This is a genomic window from Arthrobacter sp. 05L44 (assembly GCF_056397605.1).
This window is the reverse complement of the sequence record NZ_JBFTNS010000001.1, coordinates 156,473-169,867: the sequence shown is the minus strand read 5'-3', so window position 1 is coordinate 169,867 and position 13,395 is coordinate 156,473. Positions and strand designations below refer to the sequence as shown.

At 67.8% G+C, this 13,395-nt stretch carries 10 protein-coding genes; 7 read left to right on the top strand and 3 right to left on the bottom strand.

Annotated features, from left to right (window positions below):
- Positions 1 to 8: 8 nt before the first annotated feature.
- Positions 9 to 608 (bottom strand): GDSL-type esterase/lipase family protein, encoded by a 600-nt coding sequence (locus AC1DHY_RS00765; protein WP_476877728.1) that lies wholly within the window; start codon positions 606 to 608, stop codon positions 9 to 11.
- A 116-nt stretch (positions 609 to 724) separates the two neighbouring features.
- The gene (locus AC1DHY_RS00760) at positions 725 to 4,555 is read right to left on the bottom strand and encodes a multifunctional oxoglutarate decarboxylase/oxoglutarate dehydrogenase thiamine pyrophosphate-binding subunit/dihydrolipoyllysine-residue succinyltransferase subunit (RefSeq protein WP_476877729.1); all 3,831 of its coding nucleotides are present in this window, start codon (positions 4,553 to 4,555) and stop codon (positions 725 to 727) included.
- 269 nt (positions 4,556 to 4,824) lie between these two features.
- On the opposite strand from AC1DHY_RS00760, the gene AC1DHY_RS00755 reads away from it, so the two are divergent.
- The 7 genes from AC1DHY_RS00755 (at position 4,825) to AC1DHY_RS00725 (ending at position 12,878) form a co-directional block, all read left to right on the top strand.
- The gene (locus AC1DHY_RS00755; RefSeq protein WP_476877730.1) at positions 4,825 to 6,291 is read left to right on the top strand and encodes a GuaB1 family IMP dehydrogenase-related protein; all 1,467 of its coding nucleotides are present in this window, start codon (positions 4,825 to 4,827) and stop codon (positions 6,289 to 6,291) included.
- Between the two features lie 321 nt (positions 6,292 to 6,612).
- Positions 6,613 to 7,974, top strand: a complete 1,362-nt coding sequence (locus AC1DHY_RS00750; RefSeq protein ID WP_476877731.1) for a hemolysin family protein — start codon at positions 6,613 to 6,615, stop codon at positions 7,972 to 7,974.
- Complete coding sequence (locus tag AC1DHY_RS00745; RefSeq protein WP_476877732.1) at positions 7,971 to 9,032, top strand: hemolysin family protein; 1,062 nt, start codon at positions 7,971 to 7,973, stop codon at positions 9,030 to 9,032. Before AC1DHY_RS00750 ends, AC1DHY_RS00745 begins: the two co-directional genes overlap by 4 nt.
- A 103-nt stretch (positions 9,033 to 9,135) precedes the next feature.
- Positions 9,136 to 10,104, top strand: a complete 969-nt coding sequence (locus AC1DHY_RS00740; RefSeq protein WP_476877733.1) for a metal ABC transporter solute-binding protein, Zn/Mn family — start codon at positions 9,136 to 9,138, stop codon at positions 10,102 to 10,104.
- 75 nt (positions 10,105 to 10,179) lie between these two features.
- Positions 10,180 to 10,983 (top strand): metal ABC transporter ATP-binding protein, encoded by an 804-nt coding sequence (locus AC1DHY_RS00735; protein ID WP_476903022.1) that lies wholly within the window; start codon positions 10,180 to 10,182, stop codon positions 10,981 to 10,983.
- Positions 10,983 to 11,870 carry a metal ABC transporter permease gene (locus tag AC1DHY_RS00730; protein ID WP_476877735.1) on the top strand — a complete coding sequence of 296 codons (888 nt, stop codon included), beginning with the start codon at positions 10,983 to 10,985 and terminating at the stop codon, positions 11,868 to 11,870. Before AC1DHY_RS00735 ends, AC1DHY_RS00730 begins: the two co-directional genes overlap by 1 nt.
- Positions 11,871 to 11,921: 51 nt before the next feature.
- Entirely contained in the window at positions 11,922 to 12,878 is a 957-nt protein-coding gene (locus AC1DHY_RS00725) for a hypothetical protein (RefSeq protein WP_476903021.1), read from the top strand.
- Here AC1DHY_RS00725 and AC1DHY_RS00720 read toward each other — a convergent pair.
- Positions 12,875 to 13,393, bottom strand: a complete 519-nt coding sequence (locus tag AC1DHY_RS00720) for a Fur family transcriptional regulator (protein WP_476877737.1) — start codon at positions 13,391 to 13,393, stop codon at positions 12,875 to 12,877. The two genes, AC1DHY_RS00725 and AC1DHY_RS00720, sit on opposite strands and share 4 nt — an antisense overlap.
- Positions 13,394 to 13,395: the final 2 nt, after the last annotated feature.

The window sequence follows — 13,395 nt, the reverse complement described above, 5'->3', positions numbered from 1 at the left end:
TGGCGGGCCTACTCCGGGGCGTCGATGCCCAGCCACTGGAACCAGCCGCGGTGCAGTACCAGCCAGGCCATCAGTCCGTATCCGGCCTGGCCGGGGGTTCCGCCGTTGGCCGCGAGGTCCTGGCGCCACTGTTCGTGGCTGAGCAACGGGGAGAAGGTGTCCACGTAAAGGTGCTTGCGGCGCGTCGTGACGTCGGCGAAAGCGGTGTTCAGCTCCCCGAGCCGGCGGTTCTGGATCGGGTCAAGTGTCGGCGGCGGCCCAACGACAAAGACCTCGATCTTGTTCTGCGACGCCGAGTCGAGGATGTTGGCGAGGTTAAGCCGGCTGCGCGCGGTGGAGAGCCCGAATTCGATGTCGCGGCCGGACAACCCGATGACCAGGCGGTTCTCGTGCTGCGGGCCGAAGCGCCGTCCGGCCTCGTCGAGCCAGCGCTCCGCCAGGCCTTCCGTGCCCTCCTGGGGGCAGGGCAGCGAATAGCTTTCGAGCGTCAACCCGTCATCCGGGGTGCGGGCGAGCACCCGTCCCAGCCAGCCCAGTGCCCGGGGGTCGCCCAGTCCGGCCAGCAGTTCGTCTCCTACGGCCGCGATCCGCAGCTTCCGATCTTCCACGACTACCTCATCATTCCCTGTGCAGGTGCCGGCTTTGGTCCGTGCCCGGCGGCTGCATTAAACGAAGCTGCCCGGCCGGAGTCGTGGGGTTCCACTTCCGGCCGGGCAGCCTGGGTTTACTTACGTGCGAATGCCTGCTTGAGCAGGGCGTCCTGCTCGGCTGCGTGGCGCTTCATCGATCCTGCCGCGGTGGATGCCGAGGCGGGCCGGGAAACGAGTCGCACGCGGCGGTCGAGGGCGTCCGGCAGGTTCAGGCCGATGAACGGCCACGGGCCCTGGTTCGCCGGCTCGTCCTGCGCCCAGACGACGTCGGCGTTCGGGTACTTGGCGAGCTCGGCGGCGATGTCCGCAGCGGGCAGCGGGTAGAGCTGCTCGACCCGGATGATCGCCGTCGTGGTGTCGCCGGTCTTCTGCCGGGTGGACAGGAGGTCGTAATAAAGCCGGCCGGAGACCAGCAGTACCCGTTCGACGGCGTCCGCCTGCAGCTGCTCGTGCTCGGGGATGACCGGGCGGAAGGCGCCGGTGGTGAAGTCTTCCACCGAGGACGCCGCTGCCTTGAGGCGCAGGAGCTGCTTCGGGGTGAAGATGATCAGCGGCTTGCGGGGCCTGCTGTATGCCTGGCGGCGGAGCAGGTGGAAGTGCGAGGCCGGGGTCGTGGGGTTGGCCACGATCATGTTCTCCTCGGCGCACATCTGCAGGAAGCGTTCGATCCGGGCGGAGGAGTGGTCCGGGCCCTGGCCCTCGTAGCCGTGCGGCAGCATCAGTACCAGCGAGGAGCGCTGGCCCCATTTCTGCTCGGCCGAGGAGATGAACTCGTCGATGATGGTCTGCGCGCCGTTGACGAAGTCACCGAACTGCGCTTCCCACAGCACCAGGGCGTCCGGGCGCTCGACGGAGTAGCCGTACTCGAAGCCCATGGCCGCGTATTCGGACAGCAGGGAATCGTAGATCCACAGCTTGGCCTGGTCGTCGGAGAGCTGGGACAGCGGCATCCACTCGTCGCCGTTGACGCGGTCGTGGAACACGGCGTGGCGCTGCACGAAGGTGCCGCGGCGGGAGTCCTGGCCGGCGAGCCGGACCGGGATGCCCTCCATGCTGAGCGAGCCGAAGGCGGCGAGCTCACCGAAGCCCCAGTCGATGCCGCCCTCGCGGGACATCTGCTCGCGCTTCTCCAGCAGCTGCTTGAGCTTCGCGTGGACCGTGAAGCCCTCGGGGAAGTCCACGTGTGCCTTGCCGATCCGGGCCAGCGTCTCGGCGGAGATCGCGGTGGATTCCGGGGCGCTGATCCCCGAGTCGGACTGCTGGGCGGAGGGCCGTTCCAGATCGGACACCGCGGCGGAATCGGCGGTGATGATCGGAATCGGGGAGGTCTGCGCGGCGTGCGTTTCGGCGAAGACCCGCTCGAGGCGTTCCTGGTAGTCGCGGAGCAGCTGCTCTGCTTCTTCCTCGGTGATGTCCCCGCGGCCGATCAGCGACTCGGTGTACAGTTTGCGGACCGAGCGCTTGGCCTCGATCAGGTTGTACATCAGCGGCTGCGTCATCGAGGGATCGTCGCCCTCGTTGTGGCCGCGGCGGCGGTAGCAGACCATGTCGATGACAACGTCCTTGTGGAACCGCTGGCGGAACTCGTAGGCGAGCTGTCCGATGCGGACCACGGCCTCCGGGTCGTCGCCGTTCACGTGGAACACCGGCGCCTGGATCATCTTGGCGACGTCCGTGGAGTAGGTCGAGGAGCGTGAGGAAGACGGCGCGGTGGTGAAGCCCACCTGGTTGTTGACCACCACGTGGATGGTGCCGCCGGTGCGGTAGCCGCGCAGCTGAGACAGGTTCAGCGTTTCCGCCACGACGCCCTGGCCCGCGAACGCCGCGTCGCCGTGCACCATGATCGGCAGCACGGGGAACGCTTCGCCCTGGTCCAGGCGGTCCTGCTTGGCGCGGACGATGCCTTCAAGGACAGAGTCCACGGCTTCGAGGTGGGACGGGTTGGCGGCGAGGTAGACCTTGGTCTCCTTGCCGTTGTCCGAGGTGAAGGTGCCTTCGGTGCCGAGGTGGTACTTCACGTCGCCGGAACCCTGCACGGAGCGCGGGTCCTGGGTGCCCTCGAATTCGCGGAAGACCTGGGCGTAGGTCTTGCCGGCGATGTTGGTGAGCACGTTCAGGCGTCCGCGGTGGGCCATGCCGATCGCTACCTCGTCGAGCTCGTCGTCGGCCGCGTCGGAAATGATGGCGTCCAGCAGCGGGATCAGCGACTCGCCGCCCTCAAGCGAGAAGCGCTTCTGCCCGACGAACTTGGTCTGCAGGAACGTCTCGAATGCCTCGGCGGCGTTGAGCTTGGAGACGATGCGGAGCTGTTCGTCACGGCTCGGCTTGGAGTAGGGGTGCTCCAGCTGGTCCTGGAACCATTTGCGCTCGGCCGGGTCCTGGATGTGCATGTATTCAATGCCGGTGGTGCGGCAGTAGGCATCTCGGAGGACGCCAAGGATGTCGCGGAACTTCAGCATCGGCTTGCCGCCGAAGCCGCCGGTGGGCCACTCGCGGTCCAGGTCCCACAGGGTCAGGCCGTAGGTCAGGACGTCGAGGTCCGGGTGCTTGCGCTGGACGTACTCGAGCGGGTCGGTGTCCGCCATCAGGTGGCCGCGGACGCGGTAGGAGTGGATCAGCTGCTGGATCCGGGCGACCTTGTTGATCTCGTCGGCCGGGTCAACCTGCAGGTCCGGGCTCCAGCGCACGGGCTCGTAGGGGATGCGCAGGGATTCGAAGATCTCGTCGTAGAAGTTCTGCGCACCGAGGAGGAGCTGGTGCACAAGCTTCAGGAACTCGCCGCTGCCGGCACCCTGGATGACGCGGTGGTCATAGGTGGAGGTCAGCGTCAGGACCTTGCTGATGGCGTTGTGCGCGATGATCTTCTCGCTGGCGCCCTGGAACTCTGCCGGGTAATCAAGGGCACCGACGCCGATGATCGCTGCCTGCCCCTTGGACAGGCGGGGAACCGAGTGCACGGTCCCGATGCCGCCCGGGTTGGTCAGCGAGACGGTGGTGCCGGAGTGGTCATCGGCCGTCAGCTTGCCGTTGCGGGCGCGCTTGATCAGGTCCTCGTAGGTGTGCCAGAACTCGGAGAAGTTGAGCGTCTCCGCCTTCTTGATGTTCGGGACCATCAGCAGGCGGGTGCCGTCCGGCTTGGGCATGTCGATGGCGATGCCGAAGTTCACGTGCGCGGGCTGCACGGCGACCGGCTTGCCGTCGACGACGTCGTAGTAGACGTTCATCGAGGGGAACTGGGCCAGGGCCCGGATCACGGCGTAGCCGATGAGGTGCGTGAAGGAGACCTTCCCGCCGCGGGCGCGGGCAAGGTTGGAGTTGATGACGACGCGGTTGTCGATCAGCAGCTTGGCGGGGATGGCCCGGACGCTGGTCGCGGTAGGCACCTCCAGGCTGGTCACCATGTTCGCGGCGATGGCCTTGGCCGGCCCGCGGAGGACGGAGACGACGTCTTCCTCCGGCGCCGTGGGGGCCTTGACGTTCTTGGGCAGCTGGGCCGGGATCGGCTGCGTGCCGGCGCCGGGTTCGGCGGTCTTGGAACCGTCGCGGGCAACCGTGGCCGGTGCCTTCTGGGCGGCGGCCGGTGCGGGGGCGACTGCAGGAGCCGGGGCCGCGGCGGGTGCCGGGGCGGCCGGTGCAGCAGCGGCGGCCGGAGCCGCGGGCGCGGCGGCCTGCGTTGCCGGGGCCTGGGCTACGACGGGAAGCTCACGGGTGGAGGGGTTGGCGACGGCCGCTGCCGAGGCGCCGTTGGTCGAGGAACCGTCGCTGGCATCGAAGGATTCGAAGAGCGGCCACCACTTGGCGTCCACCGTGTTCTTGTCCTGCTGGTACCGCTCGTACAGTTCGTCAACGAGCCACTCGTTTCCGCCAAATTCCTCGGGTAGACGGTGGCTAGGCTGCTCTGGCACTTGAAATACGCCTCTTCCATGAGTTTGATTCCCGCTGGTTTCCACGGTGCCGCAGCACGTCAATCGAACCAGTTCTCCGCGTCCAGTGAACCCAGACCTTTGCCAGTCTAGTGACGATTCCGGCCAAACCGCCAATAAGGGTGACTCAAATCATTCATGAGCCGCAAAGGCGTCCGGCCGGGCCCGCGGGACCCGTCACGCGGCCCGGGTCAGGCCCGTTGCCCGGGGTCACCTAGAATCGCACTGAGACCCTTCCTGAAGGAGCAGCCGTGCGTTTTTTGAGTGAGCCGACCACCGACCTGACCTACTCGGACATCTTCCTGGTGCCGTCCCGCTCGGACGTCACCTCCCGGCTGGACGTGGATCTCTCGGCCGACGACGGAACCGGTTCCACCATCCCGCTGGTGGTCGCGAACATGACGGCGGTGACCGGGAAGCGGATGGCTGAGACGATGGCCCGCCGCGGCGGCCTGGCCGTCCTGCCGCAGGACGTCCCGCTGGAGGTTCTCCGCAATGTCACCGCCTGGGTCAAGGCCCGCCACACGGTCTTTGAGACCCCGGTCAGCTTGAAGTCCTCCAACACGGTGATCGATGCCCTGCACCTGATGGGCAAGCGTCCGCACGGCGCGGTGGTGGTGGTGGACGACGCCGGGGCCGTGGCCGGGGTGGTCCGCGCAGCCGACTTCGAAGGCCAGGACCGTTTCGCCTCCCTTGCCTCGGTGATGCGCCACCAGCCCCTGGTGCTCGACGCGGCCGAGTTCGACGCCGGTGCGGACGCTGCCGCCGCCGCTGCCTCGCTCCGCCGGGCCTTCGATGCCATGGACGCCGCGGGGACTGACTTCGCCCCGGTGCAGCAGGCCGGAGGCCTCGCCGGCGTCCTGACCCGTAAAGGTGCCCTCCGCTCAACCCTCTACCGTCCGTCCCTGGACGGCGCCGGCGCCCTCAAGGTGGCGGCCGCCGTCGGCATCAACGGCGACGTCGCCGGCCGGGCCGCTGAGCTGCTCGCCGCCGGGGTCAATGTCCTGGTGCTGGACACCGCCCACGGCCACCAGCAGAAGATGTTCGATGCCCTGGCCGCCGTGCGGGGCCTGGATCCGGCCGTGCCGGTTGTGGCAGGGAACGTGGTCACCGCCGATGCCACCCGCGAGCTGATCCGGGCCGGTGCGGACATCGTCAAGGTCGGGGTCGGGCCCGGTGCCATGTGCACCACCCGGATGATGACCGCCGTCGGCCGGCCGCAGTTCTCCGCCGTCCTGGAATGCTCGGCCGCTGCCCGCGCCGCGGGCGGACGGGTCTGGGCCGACGGCGGCGTCCGGTACCCCCGCGACGTGGCCCTCGCCCTCGCGGCCGGGGCAAGCCAGGTCATGATCGGCTCTTGGTTCGCCGGAACCCACGAAAGCCCGGGGGACCTGCAGCAGGACGCCAGCGGGCGGCAGTACAAGGAGAGCTTCGGCATGGCCTCGGCCCGTGCGGTGCAAAACCGCAACCAGCGCGAAGGCGCCTTCGAAAAGGACCGTAAGGCTCTCTTTGAGGAAGGTATTTCAACGTCCCGGATGTACCTTGACTCCGCACGCCCCGGCGTCGAGGACCTGCTGGACATGATCACCGCCGGGCTGCGCAGTTCCATGAGCTACGCGGGCGCCGCTGATCTGGAAGCGTTCCGGGAGCGGGCGGTGGCCGGCATCCAGTCCTCGGCCGGCTACGAGGAAGGCCGCCCGGTCCCGCAAAGCTGGTGACCCCCGCAGCGTGCCGGACGTTACGGCGCCGGGCGTCACGGCGGAGGCCCGCTGTTGCTGCTCCTGTAGACTGAAATCCTTATGGACAGTAAATCTAGGTGCCGGCCTGGGGGCTGTCAGCGAGGAACCTCATACGTTCCCGCGCAGTCCACCCACAGAGCCGGCAAACCCCGTTCACGCGCCCATCACTCCTCCGCCGCCCATCGGCCATCTCTACGCGGACACAGTGCCCTACAGGAAACAGCGTCGGCCCCGGCTGACCATCCTCCGCCGGGACGTTTCCCCCGGCAGGCATCCTTACGCTCCGAAGCGGGCCGCTAAATGGAGTGGCTACTGCTTGGAGCCGGAGTGCTCCTCATTCTCGGCACCGGCTTCTTCGTCGCCGTCGAGTTCTCCCTGGTCGCCCTTGACCAGGCGACCGTCCAGCGCGCCGTGGATAACGGCGACACCGCCGCCGCGCCGCTGCTCAAATGCCTCAAATCCCTCTCCACGCAGCTCTCCAGCTGCCAGCTCGGCATCACCCTCACCACGCTGCTGACCGGCTACGTGATGGAACCGTCGGTCGGCAAGCTGCTGGAAGGCCCGCTGACTGCCCTCGGCCTGCCGGAGGCCGCCTCGACGTCGGTCTCCCTGGTGCTGGCCATGGCGCTGGCCACACTGCTCTCCATGCTGATCGGCGAACTCGTCCCGAAGAACATGGCGATCGCCCTGTCCTTCCGGGTCGGCAAAGCCCTGGCCCGCCCGCAACTGGTCTTTACTGCCATCTTCAAGCCGGCCATCGTGGTGCTCAACGGCTTCTCCAACAAGGTCCTTAACGTCTTTGGCCTCGAGGCCAAGGAAGAGATCTCGGGGGCCCGCACGCCCGCTGAGCTCGCTTCCCTGGTACGCCGCTCCGCCGCCATGGGAACGCTGGACGAGCGCACCGCCAACTTCATCTCCCGGACCCTGAAGTTCTCCGGACGGACCGCCGCGGACGTGATGACGCCCCGGATCCGGGTGGAGACCATCGACGGGCACCAGCCCGTCTCGGACATTGTGGAGGCGGCCAAGCGCACCGGATACTCGCGCTTTCCCGTCATCGGGGAGTCCTCGGACGACATCCGGGGTGTGGTGCACGTCAAGAAGGCCATCGCCGTTCCGGTGGACCGGCGCGCCAACCTGGAGGCCGGCGCCATCATGACCGAGGTGCTCCGCGTCCCCGAAACCATCCACCTGGACGGACTGCTCGCCGAACTGCGCGAGGGCAACCTGCAGCTCGCCGTCGTCCTGGACGAGTACGGCGGAACCGCCGGAATCGCCACCCTCGAGGACCTCGTGGAAGAAATTGTCGGGGAAGTGGCCGACGAGCACGACAAGGTCCGGCCCGGACTGCTGCAGAGCGCCTCGGGGGACTGGTACTTCCCCGGCCTACTGCGGCCCGACGAACTCTCCGAGCAGATACCGGGCCTGACGGTTCCGGATGAGGCTGCGTACGAAACTGTCGGCGGCTACGTCATGAGCCAACTCGGCCGCATTGCGGCCGTGGGGGACACGGTGGACGTCGTCGGCGGGAAGCTCAGTGTCACCCGCATGGACGGGCGCCGGATCGACCGGATCTGCTTCAAGCCGGCACCCGCGGAGCACGAAGCTCACGGTGACCACAACGGGCGGATCGACGCTGCCGGAAAGGCCGGTGCCGCATGAGCGACTGGCTGGGAATTCTCTGGCTCGCCTTGCTGCTGGTGGGCAACGCTTTCTTCGTCGCGGCCGAATTCGCCGTAATGTCGGCCCGCCGCAGCCAGATCGAGCCCCTCGCCGAGTCCGGGTCCAAGCGGGCACAGACCACGCTTAAGGCCATGGAAAACGTCTCGCTGATGCTCGCCTGCGCGCAGTTGGGCATCACCGTCTGCTCGCTGCTGATCCTGCAGGTGGCCGAGCCCGCCATCCACCATCTGCTGGCCGTCCCGCTGGAGGCAGCCGGTGTCCCGACCGAAATGGCCGACGTCGTGGCCTTCGCCATCGCGTTGCTGGCGGTCACGTTCCTGCACGTGACCTTCGGCGAAATGGTTCCGAAGAACATCTCGGTGTCCGTGGCGGACAAAGCGGCGCTGCTGCTGGCCCCGCCGCTGATGTTCATCGCCAGGGCGGTCAAGCCGGTTATCGTGGCCCTGAACTGGTCCGCGAACCACATCCTGAGGCTCATGCGGATTGAGCCCAAGGACGAGGTCACGTCCTCGTTCACGCTGGAAGAGGTCCAGTCGATCGTGCAGGAATCCACCCGGCACGGCCTGGTGGACGACGACGCCGGACTGATTACCGGCGCCCTCGAGTTCTCCGAATACACGGCCTCCCAGATTATGGTCCCGCTGGAAAAGCTCGTGATGCTCAAGGACGCCACGACGCCGGAGGAGTTTGAGAAGGCGGTCAGCCGCACCGGGTTCTCCCGCTTCCCCATGCTCGACGACGAGGGCATGCTCTCGGGCTACCTCCACATCAAGGACGTCCTGTCCATCCCGGAGGCCGGCTACCAGCACCCGATTGCCGAAAGCCGTATCCGGTCCCTGGCCAACCTGGCCATGGAGGACGAGATCGAGAAGGCAATGTCCGTGATGCAGCGCACCGGTTCGCACCTGGCGCGCGTGATCGGTCCGGACGGGCACACCCAGGGAGTGCTGTTCCTCGAGGATGTGATCGAGCAGCTGGTCGGTGAGATCCGCGACGCCACGCAGGCCACCGGGTACCGCAGGCTCGGCCAGGACTAGCGGCTCAGCCAACACGGCCTGCCCCTAAATAGGAATGATTCCTATTTAGGGGTAGGCTGGCTGTATTGCTAACGCTTCTCAATAACAGATCCGAGGTCCTTCTGTGCGCCGTTCCGCCGCCGCTATCCTCCTTGCCGGTGTCGGCAGTCTCCTGCTGACCGCCTGCGGGCCGACGTCGGGCGGTGACCGGGCAGGCGCCGGCGACGGCGTGGTTGACGTGGTCGCCTCCACCAGCGTGTACGGAGACCTGGTCCACGCTGTGGGCGGCGACAACGTCCGGGTCACGTCCATCATCAACCGGACCAGCCAGGACCCGCATTCCTACGAGGCCACAACGCAGGACAAGCTGGCCGTCTCCAAAGCCGAACTGGTGGTGGAGAACGGCGGGGGCTACGACGACTTCCTGCACAAACTGGCCGACGACACGGGTCTGGGCGGAGCGGACCTGGTCAACGTCGTCGACGCCTCGGGGCTCAATCCGGCGTCGTCATCAGCGTCGGCGGCGGCAGCGCCGGACGCGGACGGACACGACCACTCGCCCTCGGGTTTCAACGAACACGTCTGGTACAGCCCGGCCGCCATGACGCGGCTGGCCGATGTGCTGGCAGAGAAACTCGGCGCCCTTGAACCGTCCAAGGCCGCGGACTTCCGCACCAACGCGGCGGCCCTGAAGAAGAGCCTGGGCGGGCTGGAGACCCGGCTGTCGGAGCTGAAGGCCTCGGCCAGGCACGGCGGCGCCGCTGTCACGGAACCTGTTCCGCTGTACATGCTGGAGGCCGCGGGGCTGGAAAACCGGACACCGGCCGCCTACACCTCTGCCATCGAATCAGGTTCGGATGTGCCGCCCGCCATCCTGCGGTCCGCCGTCGACGTCGTGAAGTCCGGTGGCATCCGGCTGCTGGCCTACAACCCGCAGACTGAGGGACCGCAAACCCGCGCCCTCAAGGACGCGGCGGTGGCGGCAGGGGTCCCCGTGGTGGAATTCAGCGAGACGCTGCCGGAGGGCCAAAGCTACCTGCAGTGGATGTCCGCCAACGTGGACAGCCTGGCCAAGGCACTCGCCCGGGGCTAGCCCCGCCTAAGATAATCGCAACGGCGTGGCCGTCCGGCCCTGCAGAAATCGAGGAAAATCCAGTTGACACCCGTAGTGAGCCTTCGCGGAGCGTCCCTTAAGTTTGGCGACCGGACTCTCTGGGAGAACCTCGACCTCGACATCAACCCGGGCGAATTCCTCGCCGTCCTGGGCCCGAACGGCAGCGGCAAGACCACGTTCCTCAAGGTCATGCTGGGACTGCAGGAACTGAGCTCCGGGACGGCGGTCCTGGAGGGCCAGCCCATTGCCCGGGGGAGCCGCCGGATCGGGTACGTGCCCCAGCAGGAATCCTTCGATCCGGACACCCCGCTCCGGGCCCGAGACCTCGTGGGCCTGGGCGTCGACGGGCACCGGTGGGGCATCAGGCTGGGCGGGGCCACGGTCCGCCGCAGGGTGGATAACCTGCTGGCCGAAGTGGGCGCCCAGGACTACGCCAAGGTTCCCGTCGGCAAGCTCTCCGGCGGCGAACAACAGCGTTTGCGTGTGGCGCAGGCCCTCGCCACCGAGCCGCGCGTGTTGCTGTGCGACGAGCCGCTCCTGTCCCTGGACCTGCACCACCAGCAGGCCGTCAGCGCGCTGATCAACAAGCAGTGCCACGAGCACCACAGCGCGGTCATTTTCGTCACCCACGAGATCAACCCGATCATGGACTACGTGGACCGCGTCCTGTACCTGGCCGGCGGCCGGTTCCGGCTCGGTACCCCGGAGGAAGTCATGACCACCGAAGTCCTGTCCGACCTTTACGGCAGCCGCGTGGAAGTGGTCCACGCCAACGGCCGGATGATCGTGGTGGGCCTTCCGGATGCCACCACGCACCACCACGAGGACGCGCACGCGATCGCCGGGGAGGTTGGCTAGTGGACCTGGACAGCGTGATTCACTCCATCTTCAACTTCGAGAACTACGGCGAGCTCCTCGCCCTGGTGCAGAACTCCATCTGGGCCGGCGCGGTGCTGGGCCTGCTCGGCGGCCTCGTCGGGACCTTCGTTGTGAAGCGCGACCTCGCCTTTGCCGTGCACGGCATTTCCGAGTTGTCCTTCGCCGGGGCCGCTTTTGCGCTGCTGGTGGGCGCCGACGTCGTATTGGGCTCGCTCGCGGGGTCGGTGGTAGCAGCCCTGCTGCTGGGACTGATGGGCGTCCGGGCGCGGGACAAGAACTCCACCATCGGGGTCCTGATGCCGTTCGGCCTGGGCCTTGGCATCTTGTTCCTGTCCCTCTATGAAGGCCGCGCGGCGAACAAGTTCGGTCTGTTGACCGGCCAGATCGTGTCCGTCGGCACCGTACAGCTGCAGGTCCTGGCGGTCGCCGCCGTCGTGGTGATGCTGGCCCTGATCGCCATCTGGCGGCCGCTGACCTTCGCCAGTGTGGACCCCCGGGTGGCCGCAGCGCGCGGCGTTCCGGTGCGGGGGCTGGCGCTGGGGTTCATGCTGCTGCTCGGTGTGAGCGTGGCGTTGTCCATCCAGATTGTGGGCGCCCTGCTGGTACTGGCCCTGCTAATTACCCCGGCCGCCGCGGCCCTGCGGGTCAGTTCTTCGCCGCGCCTGGTGGTGGTCCTGAGCGTGGTCTTCGCGGTGACGGCAACTGTGGGCGGGATCCTGTTGGCGCTCGGCGGACGCCTTCCGATCAGCCCCTACGTCACCACGCTGTCCTTCCTGATCTACGTGGTGTGCCGGGTAATCGGCGGCATCCGGGACAAACGCGGCAACAGCGGGCGCCTGGTACGTCCGGCGCCGTCTGCGGCCTAGTTCACTCCGGAGGTGCGGCCCTGGATTGACCGGTGGCAGTACGATGCACGCATGGGGGATGACCGGGGGAATCGGGCAGGAATGCCGCTGTTGCGGCGCCTGCGGGCCGTTGCGCTGTTGCTGCTGTTGCTGACGTCTGTTTCGGCCTGCCTGGAGGAGCCGCCGCAGCCGGATCTGTCCCTCCGGGAAGACTTCGCCCGCAGCGTTGTGACGGCGGCGGCGTCCGGCTCCGTGGAACGCGTCCAGGCGCTGGTGGGCCCGGCCCTGACCAATACGCGGCCCGAAGCCCAGCAGCTGGTCGACGCCACCCGGGGCTGGATGCCGGGGTCCTGGCAGCTGGATATCAGCAGTGATTTCCCGTCGGCGGCCAACGTCACGGCCATGCGGGATGGCCGCGGCGCTGCGGTCCACTTCGGGATCGCGTGGCGTGACGGGCGCTGGACCCTGCAGCTGGGGGAGGCCAAGGACCGGCCGACCGGCTCCGCAAGCCTCGGGGCCAAGCCCTACGGGCCGGGCTCCAACCCCAAAATCCTGCCGGGTGAGACCAGTCCGCCGCCGCAGCCGGTCGTCACCCCAACGACGCTTGGCCGGCCGCCCGCGGCCTGCCCGCGTTCTGCAGCCGCCGGGGTGGCCCCTGCGCCCTGGCAGGGAGCCGCGGCCCTGACCTGCCGGAAGTTCACCTCGACGTGGGGCTACGCCCGCGGCCACAACATGTACTGGCTGACGTCTGCGCCGCTGCACCTGGGCTTCGACACGATGAACGGAACGATGGTCCTGGTGGTCCGGATGCCGTGTGGCGTACTCAATGTCCCTGCGACGGTCGATGATTTCGGGATAGTGCCCGACCCGGCGCGTACGGCGGAGTCGGCGGACGGCTGTGTGGATGCGGACGCGGAACACCGGGGCTGGACGAGCGCCTTCTTCAAGGCACCAATGGTGTACCAGCTGGATTCCACGGAGCTCGTGCTTACCAGCGACGCCGGCCAGATCCGGTTCAAGCAGGGCTAAGGCTGGGGCTTCTTTTCCGTAGCCAGGAGAACCGTGCACTCGGGGCATAGCCCAAAAATTTCCACGGTGTGCTCGACGGCGGTGTAGCCGTGCTCGCTGGCAATCCGCGCGGCCCACGCCTCAACCGCGGGTGCCTCGACCTCGACGGCCTTGCCGCAGTTCCGGCACAGTAGGTGATGGTGGTGGCCGGTCACGGCGCACCGACGGTACACCACCTCGCCGTCGGCGTTCCGCAGCACGTCCACCAGGCCGTCGTCGGCGAGCGACTGCAGGATCCGGTAGGCCGTGGCCAGCGAGACGGAGGTGCCTTGTTCCTGGAGGATGCGGTGCAGCTCCTGCGTGCTGACGAAGTCGGCCAGCTCGTCCAGGGCGGCGCTGACGGCCAGCCGCTGCTTGGTGACGCGCTGTTCCTTGCCCTGTTCCCGGCCCTGGTCCTTGCCTGCGGCGTGTTCCGTGGTTCCGGCAGCGGCGCGGGCCGGTGCCTGGCTGCCGCCGGTGGTGGCGCCCTGGGACATGG

What these genes read in the sequence shown, in the direction of transcription:
- AC1DHY_RS00750 (WP_476877731.1), top strand. Translation starts at nt 6,613, where the DNA reads ATGGAGTGGCTACTGCTTGGAGCCGGAGTGCTCCTCATTCTCGGCACC.
- AC1DHY_RS00745 (WP_476877732.1), top strand. Translation starts at nt 7,971, where the DNA reads ATGAGCGACTGGCTGGGAATTCTCTGGCTCGCCTTGCTGCTGGTGGGC.
- AC1DHY_RS00725 (WP_476903021.1), top strand. Translation starts at nt 11,922, where the DNA reads ATGGGGGATGACCGGGGGAATCGGGCAGGAATGCCGCTGTTGCGGCGC.
- AC1DHY_RS00720 (WP_476877737.1), bottom strand. Translation starts at nt 13,393, where the DNA reads ATGTCCCAGGGCGCCACCACCGGCGGCAGCCAGGCACCGGCCCGCGCC.